Below are 19,167 nucleotides of genomic sequence, written 5' to 3' on the forward strand. Positions count from 1 at the left end.
TTTCACACCGCCCCACTCCCCCGAGGGAGACCGGCGAAGACAACAAACAAGAAAACGATTATGAAAAAAATCATATTTTTGGCCTGTGCCATCACCCTGTTGCTCACTTCGTGTGACGATTATCTCGACGTGAAGCCCTATGGCAAGGTCATACCCAAGACCCCGGAAGAGTTTTCAGCACTCATCCATACCCACCTCAACGATATCGATGTTGGCGAACAAGATTTTATCATTTACAATGCCAAGCGGGTTATCGACTTCGACATGGCCGGCTGCAACGACTTTGAAACCTGCCTCACCGAGCAACCGGGTCGGACGCTATCCTATTATATGGGGAACCTATCGGGGGGCTATGCCGCCCTGTACGAGGTAATTCGCGACTGCAATATCGTCATCAACAACATGACCGACGAAGGCACCAAGACGACCAACAACGTGCTGGCCGCCGCCTACGCCCTGCGCGCCGTGTGCTATTACCAGCTCCTTCGCCTCTATTGTGAAGCCCCGGTCAAGGGCAGCTACGACAGTCAACCGGGCATGCCGCTGGTCGACCGCTTCGACATGGAGGCCCGACCCATCCGCAGCAGCATGCAGGCCACCATCAACTTCATCGAAACCGACTTGCAGAAGTCGCTCAGCTACAAATGCTCCGACGAACTTTATCGATTCACTGAAAACGTGACCAAAGGCTATCTGGCACGTCTCTACTTCTGGACCGAGCAGTGGGACAAGTGCCTGCCCTTGGCTCAGGAACTGCTCAAGAGCCACCCGCTGCTCTCGGGCGACGCCTATAAGGAGATGATTGCCAAGCCCTACACACCGATGAACAATCACCTCATCATGGTCTATCGTCTCGCGGCACAGAGCGCAGAGGATGATTACAACGCCACCAACAGCAGTATAAAATTCCGTCCCGTCAGCAAACGGTTTATCGACTGTTTCCAAAATGGAGAGGATACCACCGATGTGCGCTATGCCATCAGCATCAACCGCAAGCGCCAGGCTATCAAGCCCATCTACTGCGGAATGCGCGCCGCCGAGTTCAAGTTCATGGAGGCCGAAAGCTTCTATCATCTCGGCAAACAGGACGAGGCTCTGCAGTCGCTCAATGAGTTGCGCGCCCATCGCATCGACGGCGTAAAACCCTACACCCGCGAAACCCTGCCCGCAGCACCCCAGGCAACCCTGCTCACCACCGACTGCGACGGAAAACCCATGACAGCACTGCTGGCCACCATCCTCAACGAGCGCCACAAGGAGTTTTTCCTCGAGGGCGACCGCTTCTTTGAGCTCAAGCGCAACGGCGGACCGGAGTATTGGGTGCCCTACAACGGCCGCAAATACACCAACCTGCACTACATGTACACCCTGCCCATTCCCGAGAGCGACATCCGCATCACCGAGGGCATGGTTCAGAACCCGGGTTACACCGAGCTCAACTATTAATTTCTCATACACAACAACCATTCAATCCTACGCATTATGAAAAAAATGATATACTTGGCCTTCAGCGCTTGCTTGGCCACAGCGATGTTCACCTCATGCGACAATTCGGACGAGGTGGTGTCCCTCGAGGGCTTCAGCACAGCCTCCGCCTCCTACCGTCTGCCCGATCCCACCTTGCTCAATGACCAAGAACAGAAGCAGGTGAGCGACATTCGAGACGAGTATTACAACAATGTACCACGATAGTTCATTCGTTCATAAAAATTACGAATCATGAAAAAACTCTTTATATTTTTCGCCATGGTGCTGACCCTCGCGGGGATCACATCATGTTCCGACAAAGAAGACGACATGCCCAAGTTCATTGTGGGATTCGCGCAGAACGCCTACACGGTCGATAATTCCGTGGGAGCCGTCACCACCGTGCGCCTCGTCTCCTCCTCACCCGCCGAAACCAACCTCACCGTGCCCTTCACCCTCACCGGTGAGGGCGCCGGCGAACTCACCGTTTCAGCCCAGCAGTTTGAGTTCAAGGCAGGCGAGTCCGCAGCCGAAATCACCGTCACACGCAAGGCAGTGAGCAAGTCGAGAAGCGCCACCATGACCTTGGCCAACACCGACGGTGTTCGGTTGGGACTCATGGACTACACCCAAGTGGTGCTCATCGGCCCCAATGTGTACAGCTTTGCCAACAGCCACGACAAACTGGCCATCGTCAAAAGTTTCGACATCAAACTGGAAACCGCTACCGGCTCCAAGTTTGCCTTCCCCGATACCACAGCGCTCGATGTGGACGTAGACGCTGCTTCCACCGCCGTGGAGGGCACCGACTTTGAGTTTGTGAATGGCAAAAAAGCCATTTTCCCAGCCGGAAAAGACGAAGGACAGGTGACGGTAAAATTCCTGAAAAAGCGCGAAGGACACGACAAAATTGTGCTGGGACTGAGCAAGAACGAGTCGATGATACCCGGAAACAACCCCACCCTGACCATCAATATCATGGGAGATGCAGACCTTTCTGGCACGTGGGTGTTTTCAAGTGTTATCAACAACACTTGGTGGGAACAATCTTGGGGCATCGCAGCCACCATTCTCGTAGATGGTACTCCTGAGGGCGACGAGTTTACGCTCAAAGGCGACGGCAAGAACTACCAGTTCACACCGAACTTCACCGGTAAGCTGAAAAACTATTTCACCGCTGCCGGCACCGCCACCAACATCGGTACGCGAACCGAACGAATGCAGGAAGAAAGTGGAAGAAAAGTGGATCTCACCGTGCTGAAAATAGACAATGTCAATCTCAATATTTCTCCAGTCGACAAGACCATCGGCAGCTATCGCGTAGGCTTCTTCATGCGCAGCAATGAGAATACCAATCAAGAGGAACTCGTGATGACGCTTTATGAATATAAACCCACCGACACTACTATCGGCGACTGGGGCATGTCGTGGAAAGAGGTGTACGAGTCAATGGCCTACAGTGGTGGCGATCCAGCCATGCTCGATGCCCCTATCCGTATCGCATTCACGCGCAAGGAATAAGCAGACAAATCGGATAGAACCCTATTCATCAAGTGGAAACAACCAACATTGTTTCCACTTTTTTTTGACAAACACCCCGCTGTATTTCGTTTATTTTAAAATAAGAACCTGTTGGCCGGAAATACGGGAAAATAGGGAGAAATTATAAACTGCTGACAATCAGCTTTTTAATAAAAAAGCATTGATAAAGACCGTTTTATCGTCCGCCATGAGGTATCGAATGGCATGGCGACCAAAGCTTAATCACAGCACGTGTAGGCTTCATCCACGTCGCCTCTAAGCCTTAACCGCCAGGCGATAAGACCGTCGTCGCAACCCCTTTGATTTTTTCCCATGATCACAACTGGAAATACTGTCAAAAACATGGCGCATTTTCCGCTGGATGCTCCAAAAATAACAGGCCGAAAAATGGTATTTTTTTCGTACATCCAGTATTGCTTATCATCAGCTGCTGAAAATCTCACGTGCAGACAATAAGCCGTTATACAGACCGAAGCCGTGGGTAGATTTGCTCGAAAACAGCACGAAGACGTGCCCGGTCTGCGATGATTTCGCGCACCTCTTTCAGATATTTCTCGTTGGGTGAGTTGGGTATCCACAACTTGATATAGCCGTTAACACTGTATTTCTCGTCCATGTGCTTGCTGAAACGCTCCCATTGTTGTTGCTGATCCAGTTCGGGATATCGTTCCAAACCATACGCTATGGCGCGCTCGAACACCACGTCGGGTTGCAGGTCGCGGTCGGCTTCGGCCACAATCTTGCCATAAATGCTGCGGGGTGCGTGAGATGCCGAGGCGCGATGGTCCTCCACAGCCTCTTTCATGATATTGATTTGTTCGGGCGAGAACCATTTGGTCAGTCGACGATCGCTCGCAAGAATCTTGCCACCCGTGATGTGGTGAATGGCACGCGGGCCACTCATACCGAGGTCGTGGTAGGCTGCGATGACGTATGCCATGTTGGCATCAGCACCCAGCTGGCGCGACAGCACGAGCGAGTTGGCTATGACACGCTGTACATGCACCAAGCCGTGAGAACTGTCGAACGAGTTGTATTTGGGAAGAATGGTCGTTTCAACGAACGACATTAAGTCGAGACTGACTTCCATGGAGCGGGTATTAAAAAATGAACTGCACTTGCAAATATACCAAATAATGTCTACTTTTGCAAGTAATTATGGACGAATCTCATGTGAAAACCAATTCGATACAGGCATGGGTGCTGGCCGCGCGCCCCAAAACACTGATGGGAGCCGCCGTGCCGGTGATGATTGGTGCAGCACTGGCTTGGACGATCTCGGACGGACAGGTCAGGTGGGTGCCTTGCGTGTTGTGTTTTTTGTTTGCATTTATCATGCAGATAGATGCAAACTTCGTGAACGATTATTTTGATTATCAGCGGGGCAACGACGACCTGGCCACGCGTCTGGGTCCGCTCCGGGCGTGCACGATGGGATGGATTACGCCCGTGGCCATGAAACGCGCATTGGCCGTGACCACGGGACTGGGCTGTATCGTCGGATTGCCACTCGCATGGATTGGCGGATGGGAAATGATTGTGGTGGGAGCGCTCTGCGTGTTGTTCTGTTTCCTTTACACCACCAAGCTGTCCTATCTCGGACTGGGTGACCTGTTAGTGTTGGTATTTTTCGGCATCATTCCCGTGTGCCTTACCTGTTACCTCAGCCTTCCGGAACCGATACGGGTCATCACACCAGAAGTTTTTATCGCCTCGTTGGCTTGTGGATTCGTCATCGACACCCTGCTGCTCATCAACAATAACCGCGACATTGACAACGACCGGCGCGACGGCAAGCGAACCCTCGTGGTGCGGGTAGGTGCCAAAACCGGCAAGCGGCTGTATCTTGCCGCCGGACTGACGGGCATAGCCTTGGGGCTGGTGTTTGTGCTGAACGGCCGGATGTATGCCTTCCTGCTTCCCGCACTGACCTATGCCCCGTTACACGTCATGACCTTCCGCCGCATGATCAGGATAGACCACGGCAAGGCGCTGAACAAAATTCTGGGCGAGACGGCGCGCAACATGTTTGTTTACGGACTTGCCGTTACCGTGGGGTTACTGGTGTAGACGCGGTGGGAGCCGATGTCGAGACGGTGTCGCCTACGGTTCTGACGCAGTATTCGTGTTAAGAAAAATGGCGAGTATTGCTCGTTCTTTCACAATTAATGTGTACCTTTGCTTATATAATATAGATATAAAAATGGAAATTATCACAACAAGCATTGAGGGTGTCGTGATCATTGAGCCCAAGATTTTCAAGGACGACCGCGGCTACTTCTACGAATCATGGAACCAAAAGGAATTCGACGAGAAGGTGCGACCGATACGCTTCGTACAAGACAACCAGTCGAAATCATCGTACGGAGTACTTCGCGGTCTGCACTTCCAGCGGGGAACACACTCGCAGAGCAAGCTTGTGAGGGTGGTGAGCGGCAGCGTGCTCGATGTGGCCGTAGACATCCGCAAGGGGTCGCCCACGTTCGGACAACATGTGGCTGTGGAATTGACGGGTGACAATCATCGGCAGTTCTTCATCCCCCGTGGTTTTGCACATGGCTTCAGTGTGCTGAGCGAGACTGCCATCTTTCAATACAAGTGTGACAATCTCTATTGCAAGGAGAGTGAGGGAGCCATTGCATGGAACGATCCCGCGCTCGGCATAGACTGGCGCATACCTGCCGACAAGGTGATTCTCTCGGAGAAAGATGCCTGCCATCCGCTGTTGGAAGAAGCCACTGATCTCTTTGACTATTCTGTGGAACTGTATTGACAAAAAAATAGAAGAATGAATATATTAGTGACCGGTGCCAACGGGCAACTGGGCAACGAAATGCAAATCGTTGCCAAAAACAGCAAGAACAACTATTTGTTCACCGATGTGTGCGACGGATATCAAAAATTAGATATCACCGACATCGAAGCCATTCGCAAGATGGTGCGGGAAAACAACATCGGGTGCATCATCAACTGCGCGGCATGGACCAATGTGGATGCCGCCGAAACCGCAGGAGACATTGTTGAGACGCTCAACGCCGTCGCCCCGGAAAATCTGGCCAAGGCAATGAAAGAGGTGGACGGACTGCTGGTACACATCAGCACCGACTATGTGTTTGGCGGCGACCCCTACAATGTGCCCTGCAAGGAAGACCAGACGGGAACCCCGACGGGGGTGTATGGACTGACAAAGTTGCACGGTGAACAGAAGATTCAAGCCACAGGCGCAGCCCACATCATTATCCGCACAGCCTGGCTCTACTCTGAATTTGGTAAGAACTTCGTGAAGACGATGCTCAACCTCACCGCCACGAAGCCCAGCCTCAAGGTTGTTTTCGACCAGGCCGGAACCCCCACCTACGCCTACGACCTCGCCCTAACCATTTTCGACATCGTGGAGAATCGCAAATACGTGGGACACAGTGGCATCTACCATTACAGCAACGAGGGCGTGTGCAGCTGGTACGACTTTGCCAAGATGACAGCAGCCCTCGCCGGCCACACCGACTGCGACATTCAGCCCTGTCACAGCAGTGAGTTCCCATCACCGGTCACTCGGCCGGCCTACTCGGTGCTCGACAAAACAAAAATCAAGGAAACTTTTGGCATCAGCGTGCCCTATTGGGTCGATTCACTGAAAGCGTGCATGGAGAAGATGTAGGCCATCTGTTCCGCGAGATTAAATTTTAATCTACAGACGTTGATTGGGATGATGGCCAAGTTTTGATCTCCTATGCCTAATCCTGAAAATAAATACGCTTCACACGGCTGCTGACACTGGTAAGCACTTCGTAGGGAATGGTGTCAAGGATTTTGCTCAGCACTGTTACCGGAAGATGGTCGCCGAAGATCTCAACCGTGTCTCCCTCCTTGCAGTCAATACCCGTTACATCGACCAAGGCCACATCCATGCAGATGTTTCCAACATATTCGGCCTTGCACCCGTTCACCAAGCAATAGCCACGGCGATTGCCCAAGTGACGGTTCAAGCCATCGGCATATCCGATCGGAATGGCTGCTATCACGCTGTCGCGCATGAGTTTACCTTTCCTGCTGTAGCCAACGGTCTCATCTGCAGGAACACGACGCAACTGCAAGATCGTGGACTTGAGCGTGGATACATTATTGATAATCTCATTATTACGGCTGTTCACGCCATAAAGTCCCAGTCCCAACCGACACATGTCCATCTGCCACCCGGGGAAATGCTCTATACCGGCCGAATTGTCCATGTGTCTCAATATTTTGTGTTCAAAGGCCTGCTGCAACCGCTTGCTGGCCCTGTCGAAACGTTCGAACTGCAATGCCGAGAAACTGTCGAAGTCATCGCTGTCTGCTCCGACGAAATGGGAGAACACCGACCGGGGTATCACTGCATTCTGATGTTGAAGCTTCTCTATGAGTTTGTCCAAATCCTTCTCCGGATCGAAGCCCAAACGGTGCATGCCCGTATCAAGCTTGATATGGACCGGGAAGTTTGTGATACCCTCTTTCTCTGCTGCTTTCACCAAGGCATCAAGCAACCTGAATGAATAGACCTCGGGCTCAAGATCGTTGTCGAACATCGTCTTGAATGCAGAAAGTTCTGGATTCATGATCATGATGCTGCTCGTGATGCCATTGCCCCGCAGCATGGCTCCTTCATCGGCCACAGCCACGGCAAGATAGTCCACCTGATGGTCTTGTAACGACTTGGCTATCTCCACACTGCCGGCGCCATATGCATCGGCCTTAATCATGCAAACCAACTTGGTTTCGGGTTTTAGGAACGAGCGATAATAATTCAGATTGTCAACAACGGCATTGAGATTGACTTCCAATACCGTCTCATGCACTTTCTGCACAAGCAGCTCGGTAATCCGATCGAAACCAAACCGACGGGCACCCTTCAAAAGAATCACCTCGTTGCGAAGCCCTTTAAATACAGGACTATGAATGAAATCAGCTACCGTTGAAAAGCAATATTTCTCTTGGGTATGTATTTCGTCGGCGTAACTCGAAATCGATGGGCCGATGCCAATCAGCTTTTCCACACCACGCTTTGCTGCCAACTCACCCACATCTCTATACAGTCGAGCCGGCTCTACCCCACTTTGAAAGATATCGCTCAGAATCAGTGTGCGGCGGCGACCCTGATGGTCGGGCCGGCGGTTCATGAAGTCGAGGGCAATGTCGAGTGAGTTGAAGTCTGAATTATACGAATCGTTAATCAGCGTGCACCCATGCCGCCCCTCCTTCACCTCTAAGCGCATGGCGACAGGCTCAAGTTGAAGCATGCGCTCGTCGAGTTTGTCGGCATCGAGTCCCAGGTGCAAGGCTATCGTGGCACAGACAATTGAATTGGTGACTGAGGCATCATCGATAAAGGGAATGCTGTACCAATTCTCGATCCCACCTTTATATATATAGGTGATGGTTGCTGCCGTTTCCTTCTTCTCAACTGCTTTGATATACATCGGTGCCTGTCGGTCGCTGGTTGACCAATACAACCGCTCGCCCCGATAGTCGAGGGATGCCACCACGCCGGCCACAATCTTATCATCAGCATGATACACAATTGTCTTGGCATCATGGAAGAGTATGGCCTTTTCGCGGCACTTTTCCTCGGCCGACTCAAAGTTTTCCTGATGAGCTGAACCCAGGTTAGTCAGCACAGCTATGGTGGGTTGAATGATATCGCGCAGTGCCGACATCTCGCCTTTCTCACTGATTCCAGCCTCAAAGATGCCCAACCGGGTCTGCTTGTCCATCAACCATACCGACAAGGGCACGCCAACCTGCGAGTTGTAGCTGCGCGGGCTGCGCGTGACATACATATCGGGCGACATGAGTTGATAGAGCCATTCCTTGACCATGGTCTTACCATTCGACCCCGTGATGCCGACGATGGGAATGTCAAATGCGTCCCTGTGACGTTCGGCAAGTCGTTGAAGAGCCTCGAGCGTGTCTATGACCTTGAGAAAGTTGGCACCGGAATAAGCACTGTCATAATTGTTTGGGACATCCGTCACTACAAAATTCCTGACGCCCCGGCGATAAAGATCTGCAATATAATTGTGTCCGTCGTTTCGCTTGGTTTTCAGGGCAAAGAACAAGGTTTCCTCCGGGAAACAAAGCGAACGGCTGTCGGTAAGCAAAAAGCCTATGTCGGCTTTGTGTTTGCCATAACGACGCGCACCTATGAGGGTGGCAACTTTTTCAATAGTATATGTCATGATCTAAACTTAAAAACGCCTGCAAACTTACACAATATTCGGGAATATCAGGTCTGTGGAATCAAGAAATATTATTTTTACTTACAGCAATATCTCGAACATGAACCTAAGTTTATTGGGGATAAACCAGATTTTCAGGCTTGATATTCTCGAGCACTTCCTCAACAAACTTGCGCGACTCCCACTTGGCCATGGGCAGATCGTGGAGCAGATAATTGCCGCAATCGCGCGGCGTGGATCCCGGGATCTCACCCTCAAAGTCTATCACGAAGCGGAATGCCCTAATCATCAGATCCACAATATCTTTCGATTCCAGATCGCCCCTCATTAGAAGATAGTTGCCCGTGAGGCATCCCATGGGTCCCCAGTAGATGATGCGGTCTTTCCATTCCTCATCATTCCTGAGATAGGTTGCCACCAAATGTTCCATGGCATGGATGGCTCCATTGTGCAAAACAGGTTCCCGATTGGGTTCTTTCATGCGGATATCAAATGTGGTCACGACCTCGTCTCCCACCTGATCTTTGCGGGAGACATAGATTCCACGAAGCAATTTGTCGTGATTAATGGTAAATGAAGGGATTTTTTTCATTGTCTATTCGATTTGGCAAATCAAGCATACCGGGCAAAAGAGACCCGGTGCGCCCATTTATATTATTTGTTTCAAGAAAGCCTTTGTGATCTCGAAGCTGCCTTCTGCCATGCGGTCCCAGAAGTCAAAATACTGTGATGCCCGACTGTCTTTCAGTGGAACGTCGCTGATGATGCGAAAGGATATGAACGGAACATTATAGACATGGCAGGTCTGCGCTATTGAACAACTTTCCATATCAACGGCCATCGCTTGCGGGAAATGAGACAGTATTTCCTGCATCTTCTCGCGGCTGTCCACAAACCAGTCTCCACTGACGGTCAGCCCACTTTTCACTTGAGCCCCCATGTCCAGCCCGTTCAACTTCAAGGCTTTATCAACCAGGTCTACAGGAGCCACAAAACGGGACGGCATGTCCATCACCTGGCCATACTCCAGCTCCGCACCACAATAAACGTCGTGATAGGTGCACTCCGATGCGACCACCACATCCAACGGGTTAAGTTCTGTATCGGCACCCCCGGCCACCCCCGTAGAGATCATCAAGTCCGGATGAAAGCAGTCGATCATCTCGACAGCACCTATCGCTGAATTGACCTTGCCAACCCCACATTGCTGCATGATGATTTCAACGTCGTCCATGTGTCCCGTCACAAAGTCCTTCAAGTTGCGGCGCTCAGACTGAACCTCCTGGAGCAATGTCTTTAACTGGACAAACTCCTTATCCATCGCAACGAGTATTCCTATTCGCTTCATGCCACAAAGTTACAAAAACCAAGACAGATTGCACCTTTTAACTTTAAACTTTTAACTTTTCAGCAAAAAATATATACCTTTGTCCAACATATTATAAACGTTTATAGCTCTTTTATGGAAACTTTGAAGAAATGCCTGCCCGACATTCTGGCAGTCTTGCTTTTTGCAGCCATTTCATTTGCCTATTTCATGCCTGCCACACTTGAGGGACGCATTCTTTACCAACACGACTCGTCTGCTGGGCGGGGAGCCGGACAGGAAGCCAAGGAATATTTGGAGAAAACCGGAGAGCGTACCCGGTGGACCAACTCGACATTCAGTGGAATGCCAACCTATCAGACCTCTCCCTCATACACCAGCACCGACCTGCTGAGCAAGGCCACGACCCTCTATCATTTAGGTCTGCCCGAAAACGTATGGTATGTGTTTGCCTATCTGCTGGGATTCTACATCCTGCTGCGTGCCTTCAATTTCCGTCAGTATCTGGCTGTGCTTGGATCCATTGTCTGGGCTTTTTCAAGTTATTTCTTCATTATCATAGCTGCCGGACATATATGGAAAGTGATGGCTCTGGCCTATCTGCCGCCGATGATTGGTGGCTTGGTGCTGTGCTATCGCGGCAAATACCTTTGGGGATTCCTCGTGACGGCTATATTTGCAGCCTTCGAAGTGCATGCCAATCATGTGCAAATGACCTACTATTATCTGTTCATCATTGTCCCCATGGTTGTGGCTTGGCTTGTCAAATCGATCCGCGAAGGACGGATGGCTCATTTCTGGAAAGCCTCTCTCGTGTCGCTCGCTGCCGCTGCGATAGGGATTTGCATCAATCTCTCCAACCTATACCACACCTGGCAATATTCCCATGAGAGCATGCGTGGCAAGAGCGAACTTGTCAAGAAGAATACCGACAATCAGACCAGCAGCGGGCTGGACCGCGATTATATCACCCAGTGGAGCTACGGCATTGGCGAAACATGGACGCTGCTCGTGCCCAACACCAAGGGCGGTGCAAGTGTTCCCTTGGCCGACAATGCTAAAGCCATGGAGAAAGCCGATCCGAATTTCGCCCAAATCTACCAGCAGATGGGGCAATATTGGGGCGAGCAGCCAGGCACCAGCGGCCCGGTCTATGTGGGAGCCTTTGTGCTCATGCTCTTCGTTCTCGGCCTGTTCATCGTGAAAGGGCCGATGAAATGGGCATTGCTTGCCGCCACCATTTTGTCCGTGCTTCTTTCCTGGGGCAGGAACTTCATGGGCCTCACCAATATTTTTATCGACTACATGCCCATGTATGCCAAGTTTCGTACCGTTGCATCAATATTGGTCATCGCCGAATTTACCATACCATTGCTGGCCATGATGGCACTGAAAAAAATAATAGACGAGCCGGAAACACTCACCAAGAACATGAAGTGGGTATATACCAGCTTTGCGCTCACAGGAGGCGTGGCTTTGCTCTTTTATTTGGCTCCGTCGCTGTTTTTCTCTGATTATATTTCCAGTGCAGAGAACCAAGCCCTGGCCCAGATACCACAGCAATACCTTGTACCACTCAAGAGCAACCTCATCGAGATACGTAAGTCCATCTTCACATCAGATGCCCTCCGCTCGTTCAGCATTGTGCTCATCGGCACCCTGTTCCTGTTACTCTTTAAGGCCAAGAAAATGAATGCCAAGTTTGTGGTAGCCTGCATCACCGTGCTGTGTCTCATCGACATGTGGCAAGTAAACAAGCGTTACCTCAACGATGGGATGTTTGTTGAAAAGAGCATTCGCGACACACCACAGCAGATGACCGTGACCGACCAGCAAATACTCAAAGACAAAGCCCTGAACTACCGCGTCCTCAACCTGGCCTCCAACACTTTCAATGAGAACGAGACCTCATACTATCATAAGAGCATCGGCGGATACCACGCGGCCAAACTGCGCAGATATCAGGAAATGATCGATGCCTACATCTCACCCGAGATGCAGGCGATGCTGCCCGCCATAGTAGGAGCCGAAGGTGATATGACTCGAGTCGACGGCGACTCCATCTACCCCGTACTCAACATGCTTAATACCAAGTATATTATCATGGGATTGCAGAATGGACAGACCGTACCCATCCAAAACCCCTACGCAGCCGGCAATGCATGGTTTGTAGACAAGATAAGCTATGTGGACAACGCCAATCAGGAGATTGAGACCGTGGGCAAAATCGACCTGAAACATCAGGCCGTGGCCGATAAGAAATTCGAGCCTCAACTTGGTCAGGCCGTAACCCAAGGCTCCACCGCCATGGCTACGCTCAAATCCTACGAACCCAATGCCTTAGTCTACGAAGTCAACTCCGACAAGGGAGGCGTGCTCGTCTTCTCCGAGGTATATTATCCTGGTTGGAAGGCCACTGTCGACGGCGTGCCAACAGAGTTGGGCCGTGTCAACTATATCCTGCGGGCTATCAACATCAAGCCGGGTAAACACGAGGTGGCCATGGACTTCCATCCGTCCTCTATCCGAATCACCGAGACCGTGGCCTATGCTTCATACGGCATCCTGCTCGTCCTCGCCGCGCTTGGCCTGTTCGTCCAATGGAAACGACGCAAGCAGGACGGTGAGAGACAGGAGAAATAATCCCTCAATAACTTTGAAAATAAAGTAGGTATTCTTGCATATATGATATATTCTCGTGTCTTAATACCTTTTAAAGCGTATGCTGCGGACATTGATTTGAGCGTATGTCCATTCTAAAATAGTAAATTATAATTACCGTTTTTGGAGCAGAATTTTCGAGTCATTCAGAGAGAAAAGCGCCATCTTTTTTCGGTATAGTCGAGCCAGGCATTGCCCAAATGTGTAAGGTTGCTGCGATTGGAGCCTTCTCATCGGGCGATTAGGCTTTTGTGGCTGCGCGGAAGAGCCTTAGTCGCACGGTGGTTAAGGCTTTCCCGTCATGCCGTTCGATACTCAATCGCAGGTGGGAAAATAGTAAGAAAAAGGGCTGAATTTCTAAAACAACTGACAGTCAGGCGTTTACAAACTGTCGCTATTTTTTTCGTATTTCGGGTGAAGACAAACTTATTTTCAAATCAGCGAAAATTTGAAGGCATTTTGTCAACATGATTAACCTTTCTTGAAGAATTATCACTGTAATCCGAGATAAGAGCGACCTTGTCAGGTTAAACCCAAGGTGCGTGAACATACCATTCGTTCTTGATGCAGAAGCATGACTTGTTGTTCTTGCGTGTGTTTTTATCTGTTTGTGGTCCGCAGATAGAACATATAGAAAACAATATGTTCGTGCTGGATAGTTACAATCTATTCTTTTCGAGAAGAAAATATGTTAAATCGCCCGATACACGTTAAATTATTGTGATAAATTGTTATTTAAATCCAAAAAATTAGTCAAAAATTAGTATATTTGCAAATTCAAAGATTGTACTATGAAGCATATAGGTAAAGTATTATTCGCTCTTGTCTTAATGGGGCTATGCATGCCAACCTTATTGGCAAAGGCGCCTGCGCATGCACAAGCCAAAATGGAAAAGACACTGAGGCGAGTCGTTACAGGAACGATTGTTGATGAGCTTGGGGAACCCTTGACAGGTGTCAGCGTTCAGCAAAAAGGAACATCAAACAAAGCCATAACCGATGTAGATGGAAATTTCAGTCTGAACATTGAAACGCAGAAAAATGAAGAGCTGGTTTTTTCGTATATTGGCATGAAAACACAGACCGTATCTGTTAAAGAAAAAACAACAGTCAGAGTTGTTTTGGTAGACGATGCCACGGCTATTCAGGATGTTGTGGTCGTGGGTGCATACGGTACGGCGCAAAAAAGGAGTGACCTGGTGGGCAGTGCCTATCAGGTGAACACTAAACAACTGAAATATATGCCGCAGATGCGGATAGACAAAATGTTGGACGGACTGATACCCGGACTGAAAATAGACGTCAATTCTGACACTCCCGACCATTCAAGGCCAAGGTTTAACGTGCGAGTGCGCGGCAACTCGTCGATGTCTGCCTCTAATGAACCACTTTGGATTGTGGACGGCGTGCCCATGTTTACTGGTGGGAGCACCAATCTGATGCCTGGACAGAGCTATACTATCAGCCCGCTGTCATTTATCAATCCCGAGGATATCGAATCGATTACCGTGCTGAAGGATGCGAGTGCAACCTCTATCTACGGGGCAGACGGTGCCAACGGAGTTATCCTCGTGACGACCAAGCATGGCCGGGACGAGAAGCTCAATATTAATATCAACACCCAATACGGTATCTCTACAATAGACAAGAGCACCTCGGCCAAGTTGCTCAATGCCAAGCAATATCTTGAATTAGCGAGGGAGTCGTATGTCAATGCAGGGCTTGATCCCAGGGCATTCCCCTTTCAGGATAACGACATGAACAGCTATTCGACAACCGACACCGACTGGTACGACGTGTTCTTTGGAACAGGTAATACGTTCCAGACGAATGTCTCGTTGAACGGAAATGCGAAAAAGACTGATTATTATATTTCGGCTTCTTACTATGAGAATGAAGCAACGATCAAGGGAAACAAGCAGCAACGCTTCTCGCTGCGGACAAACTTGGGTTTTCAACTCCACAAGAAAGTCAAGGCTACTATCAATCTTTCGGCTTCGTATAATACGAACGACCTGTTTAATATGGGGCGTGATTATTATGAATTTCTGCCTATCTACAGTCCCTATAACCCCGATGGAACATTCCGCTTATTAAATATGAAGGTTACGGGTGTTAATCCGGATGGGAGTCCTAAGTTTCAAAAACATAAGTTCTTAAACAGCGTAGCTGTAAGAGAGCAGAATACGAATAAGCAAAAGGCACTCTATGTCAGTCCAAATTTCATGTTGCGCTATGAGCCGTTGAAAGGACTGTCATATACCGGACAGTTTGGTATCGACTTCCAAAGTAATGTAGAGGAAATGTATAGCTCGATGAAAAACTGGACCGGTATGGCATCGTTGGAAGAGCGCATCGGCTATTCGTCGAGGCAAACCCTGAACTTAACCAACTGGACCAGCATTCATCGTATAAATTTTGTGCGTAGCTTTGGTAAGCACAACATTAATGGTGTTGTGGGATTTGAGGCCGGTGCACGCGACTATACAACCGTTGGCGCGACGGGTTCCGGGTTCATCAACGATCATATTCGAGACATATCATATGCCAACTCGCGAAAAGGCACCAATTACAGCAAGTCCTCGCGCAAGGCTTCGTTCCTGGGTCAAGCGGCATATTCGTACGACCAACGCTATTACCTAACTGTGAACGCACGGCGTGATGGTAACTCACAGTTTGGGTCGGAAGCCAGATGGGCCGGCTTTGCCTCGGTGGGAACTTCGTGGAACATACACAACGAGAAGTTCTTCAAAATACCTTGGATTAGTGTACTCAAGCTCAGGGCTACGTATGGTACCAATGGTAACTCGCGAATAGGTACGCAGGAAGCACTGGGACTCTATTCATACGGCGAGAGTTATGCTTATCATGGAAAAATCGGCGGAGTGCAGTCGGGTACACCAAACCGGAAGTTAAGTTGGGAAACCACATACATGACCAACTTAGGCCTGCGTGTTGAGGTGCTGAGACGTTTCGACTTCAATTTTGAGTTCTATCGAAACTATACCAAGAACCTACTAAGTAACCTTGATGTTTCAAGAACAACAGGAGACCTGAGGGTTTACAGAAACGTGGGGGAAATTGAGAACAAAGGGATAGAGGTCTCCATCACATCAAAAAACTTCGTGCCCAAGAAGGAAGGGGACTTCACTTGGACGACTGACTTGAACTTGGCGCACAATTCAAACACGCTGAAAAAACTCTACAACGGAATACAAAAGAACTTTGGCACCACCTCTTATATTGAGGGGTACGACATTCATACCTATTTCTTAGTGCGTTGGGCAGGCGTAGACCCTTACGACGGCTCACCAATGTGGTATGACGCCAAGGGGAATATTACCAAAACCTACAACAGTGCGAACCGCGTGCCTTACAAAAACTCGACTCCGAAGGTGACAGGAGGTTTGACCAATACGATGAGTTATCAAGGCTTCACGCTTCGCTTTCTCCTCAACTATCAATTTGGAGGGTACGGCTTCACAAGCTTTGGCAGATCGTCTTTTTCTGATGGATATAGCATCAGCACCAATAACCAAGCTGTAGACCAGCTCAATCGCTGGCGCAAACCAGGAGAAATCGCAGCGAACCCCAAACCGTTGTGGGAAGTGTCGACGAGCTCGGGTATGAATTCAACGCGATACTTACGCAACAAGACTCTGATTCGTCTTCAGAACTTGGTTCTTTCCTATACATTGCCCCAGGAATGGCTCAGCAAGTTTGGTGCGCGTAGTTGCACGCTGTCATTCGTGGGTGACAATCTTTTTGCTTGGTCTCCCTATTCGGGAAGCAATCGCAATTCCTATAAGACAACCATGAGTGGCTATCCCACAGAACGCGTATTGTCGCTGTCATTAAATATCGGTTTTTAACATGAAACAGAAAAGAAAATCATTCCTATATATCGTTGCCGGCCTGATACTCTCATCCTCTCTGTTGCAGAGTTGTGACAGTTTTTTGGATGTGGAGGAAAGAGGCAGAGCTACCATACCCTCGTTCCTTTCAGATCCCAATGGGTTGAAGGCAGGACTTACAGGTGCCTACAAAACACTGTATGACTATTACAACAGCGAGTTTACAAAGTATCCGGATGTTGCCGGAAATATGGCTTTCCTCACTGTGACCTCCAGCGGAGCTAATATGATAGATCAGTACAACTATACTTCGGCAGCCGATCAGGAAACGTCAGCCGTTGGTCATATTTGGAGAAAGATATTCGTGACATTGTCAAACGTGAACAACATCATACAATATGAACCTGTCGTTGAGGCCAGTTATCCGACAGAGACTGATCAATGCAGAAACTTGTTGGGGCAGGCGCTGTTCTTGCGGGCGCTGTGTCATTTCGACCTATGTCGTGTTTATGCCCAACCTTACAATTATACAGCAGATGCGTCACACCTCGGCGTACCCGTGCTGACCATTACACCGGGGCCTGACGACAATGTTAGTCGACAGTCTGTCAAGCAGGTTTACGAAAGAATACTCGAGGATTTGGGCGAGGCTTCAAAGTTGCTGACCGACCAAGTGGCCACCGATGCCCATTATGCCTCGCTTCAATCGGTCAATGCCTTGTATGCACGGGTTTACCTTTATATGGAGGACTGGCAGAAAGCCTTGCAACATGCTAAGTTGGCCATACATGACCAAAAGTTGTCGCAAGGCGAAGATTACCTCAAACTCTTTGACGATCTTGCTTATCAAGGCGAGGCTGTGCTGCGCCTGAGTGGGCAAGACTTGATGGGAGGCCTGCGCTCTTTCTATGAGTCGTCCTGTGTTCCGGCCGACACGCTGCTGTCACTTTATGACAAAGAAGACATCCGATTGATGTTGCTCAATCGTGATGACACGGTGAAATGCCTTAAATACCGTGCCACCAAAATACCCGATAATCAGCCTACGCGCAACGACCCGTTTGTTTTTCGGTTGTCAGAACTCTACCTGACGGCAGCCGAAGCAGCCTGTAACCTGGGCCAATACGATGTAGCGCGCACTTATGTAGGCGCTATTGTCAGCCGTGCCGTTGGAGAACAGCGGAGCAACGACATCCTCTCGGAATGCACGGACGCCAATCTTATCAACCTGATAAGGAAAGAACGGATAAAGGAACTGTGCTTTGAGGGACACCAGCTCTACGACATCACCCGTTGGAAACAGGACTTGGTACGTGAGAACAAGACAAACTCCGTAGTCAAGCAGATGAAGTATCCCAGCGATTACTTTGTGCTTCCCATTCCACAGGCTGAGCTGAATGCCAACACAAATATGCAGCCCAACCCCACGGTTAACCAATAAGATTCATCAATAAGGAAATAAGGAATTGAAAATGAACAATATTTTTAAACACCATAACCCGATGGTTGGCATCGGAAGCATGCTGAGCCTGCTTGCCATGGGCATGCTTTTGCTAATGTTCTCGTCGTGCAACAAGGATGAGGAAGAATATTTCACCGAGCCGTTCATACGCATAGCTACCGAAACGGGAGCCTCACGCACAGTGGTCAAAAGCGATGTGAGAAATGTGAACACCTATTATATATACCTGAGTTCCACGCCACTCTCGGCCAATCTTGAGGTTAATTATGAAGTAAAGGTAGGCAATGGACTCCAGTCCGGTGTCGACTTTGAGCTTGTTAACAAGGCCAGTGCGCTAACCTTTCTACCCGGAATCTACAACATGCCTATCCGCATTCGGTGGATGCCACACCGGGTTGACCCTGACAAGGACAACACCATAACCATCAGCTTGGTGAGCAACAGTATGAACCTGACGATGGGCTATCCCGGCCCCGACCATTTACAGCGTGAGTTGGTTATAGAAAAGACAAACTAAGCGTCTGCTTACAGGCTTAAATCCCTTGCCCGTAAGCATTAGTCTGTCACACTAACGAATCCTGGACCGAGCTGCCGAATGAATCTGATTAAAGAACTATTGGCATTGTATGCTGTCGCTCTGGG

General features: G+C 49.5%; 14 protein-coding genes. 10 read left to right on the forward strand and 4 right to left on the reverse strand.

What is annotated here, in order from left to right; all coding sequences use genetic code 11:
• Positions 1-60: 60 nt before the first annotated feature.
• The 3 genes from HMPREF0645_RS01885 to HMPREF0645_RS01895 are packed head-to-tail and all read left to right on the forward strand — an operon-like array spanning position 61 to position 2,988.
• On the forward strand, positions 61-1,446 hold the full coding sequence (locus tag HMPREF0645_RS01885) for a RagB/SusD family nutrient uptake outer membrane protein (RefSeq protein ID WP_007173126.1): 1,386 nt from the start codon (positions 61-63) through the stop codon (positions 1,444-1,446).
• A gap of 36 nt (positions 1,447-1,482) precedes the next feature.
• The gene (locus HMPREF0645_RS01890) at positions 1,483-1,692 is read left to right on the forward strand and encodes a hypothetical protein (protein WP_007173127.1); all 210 of its coding nucleotides are present in this window, start codon (positions 1,483-1,485) and stop codon (positions 1,690-1,692) included.
• Positions 1,693-1,719: 27 nt separating this feature from the next.
• Entirely contained in the window at positions 1,720-2,988 is a 1,269-nt protein-coding gene (locus HMPREF0645_RS01895; protein WP_007173128.1) for a hypothetical protein, read from the forward strand.
• A gap of 481 nt (positions 2,989-3,469) precedes the next feature.
• Here the strand turns inward: HMPREF0645_RS01895 and HMPREF0645_RS01905 are convergent, their stop codons facing one another.
• On the reverse strand, positions 3,470-4,099 hold the full coding sequence (locus tag HMPREF0645_RS01905; protein ID WP_007173129.1) for an HD domain-containing protein: 630 nt from the start codon (positions 4,097-4,099) through the stop codon (positions 3,470-3,472).
• Positions 4,100-4,167: 68 nt separating this feature from the next.
• Between HMPREF0645_RS01905 and menA the strand changes: the two genes are divergently transcribed.
• The 3 genes from menA to rfbD all read left to right on the forward strand — a co-directional run bounded on the left by menA (position 4,168) and on the right by rfbD (position 6,667).
• Positions 4,168-5,079 (forward strand): 1,4-dihydroxy-2-naphthoate octaprenyltransferase, encoded by a 912-nt coding sequence (gene menA / locus HMPREF0645_RS01910; RefSeq protein ID WP_007173130.1) that lies wholly within the window; start codon positions 4,168-4,170, stop codon positions 5,077-5,079.
• Between the two features lie 133 nt (positions 5,080-5,212).
• A complete protein-coding gene (gene rfbC / locus HMPREF0645_RS01915) occupies positions 5,213-5,782 on the forward strand; it encodes a dTDP-4-dehydrorhamnose 3,5-epimerase (protein ID WP_044123135.1) in 570 nt (189 codons plus the stop codon).
• Between the two features lie 15 nt (positions 5,783-5,797).
• Positions 5,798-6,667, forward strand: a complete 870-nt coding sequence (gene rfbD / locus HMPREF0645_RS01920) for a dTDP-4-dehydrorhamnose reductase (protein WP_007173132.1) — start codon at positions 5,798-5,800, stop codon at positions 6,665-6,667.
• A 76-nt stretch (positions 6,668-6,743) separates the two neighbouring features.
• On the opposite strand, the gene HMPREF0645_RS01925 is transcribed toward rfbD, so the two are convergent.
• The 3 genes from HMPREF0645_RS01925 to HMPREF0645_RS01935 form a co-directional block, all read right to left on the reverse strand.
• Positions 6,744-9,221: a bifunctional UDP-N-acetylmuramoyl-tripeptide:D-alanyl-D-alanine ligase/alanine racemase gene (locus tag HMPREF0645_RS01925; protein ID WP_007173133.1), complete on the reverse strand. Its 2,478-nt coding sequence runs from the start codon at positions 9,219-9,221 to the stop codon at positions 6,744-6,746.
• A 112-nt stretch (positions 9,222-9,333) separates the two neighbouring features.
• Positions 9,334-9,813 carry an S-ribosylhomocysteine lyase gene (locus tag HMPREF0645_RS01930; RefSeq protein WP_007173135.1) on the reverse strand — a complete coding sequence of 160 codons (480 nt, stop codon included), beginning with the start codon at positions 9,811-9,813 and terminating at the stop codon, positions 9,334-9,336.
• Between the two features lie 57 nt (positions 9,814-9,870).
• On the reverse strand, positions 9,871-10,569 hold the full coding sequence (locus HMPREF0645_RS01935; RefSeq protein WP_007173136.1) for a 5'-methylthioadenosine/adenosylhomocysteine nucleosidase: 699 nt from the start codon (positions 10,567-10,569) through the stop codon (positions 9,871-9,873).
• 114 nt (positions 10,570-10,683) lie between these two features.
• Between HMPREF0645_RS01935 and HMPREF0645_RS01940 the strand changes: the two genes are divergently transcribed.
• The 4 genes from HMPREF0645_RS01940 (at position 10,684) to HMPREF0645_RS01955 (ending at position 19,042) form a co-directional block, all read left to right on the forward strand.
• Positions 10,684-13,191: a YfhO family protein gene (locus HMPREF0645_RS01940; RefSeq protein WP_007173137.1), complete on the forward strand. Its 2,508-nt coding sequence runs from the start codon at positions 10,684-10,686 to the stop codon at positions 13,189-13,191.
• 905 nt (positions 13,192-14,096) lie between these two features.
• Complete coding sequence (locus tag HMPREF0645_RS01945; RefSeq protein WP_245543984.1) at positions 14,097-17,081, forward strand: SusC/RagA family TonB-linked outer membrane protein; 2,985 nt, start codon at positions 14,097-14,099, stop codon at positions 17,079-17,081.
• 1 nt (position 17,082) lies between these two features.
• Positions 17,083-18,504, forward strand: a complete 1,422-nt coding sequence (locus tag HMPREF0645_RS01950) for a RagB/SusD family nutrient uptake outer membrane protein (RefSeq protein WP_007173139.1) — start codon at positions 17,083-17,085, stop codon at positions 18,502-18,504.
• Between the two features lie 31 nt (positions 18,505-18,535).
• Positions 18,536-19,042, forward strand: coding sequence for a hypothetical protein (locus tag HMPREF0645_RS01955; protein ID WP_007173140.1), 507 nt, complete (start codon positions 18,536-18,538; stop codon positions 19,040-19,042).
• Positions 19,043-19,167: the final 125 nt, after the last annotated feature.

Source organism: Hallella bergensis DSM 17361 (genome assembly GCF_000160535.1).
GTDB lineage: Bacteria > Bacteroidota > Bacteroidia > Bacteroidales > Bacteroidaceae > Prevotella > Prevotella bergensis.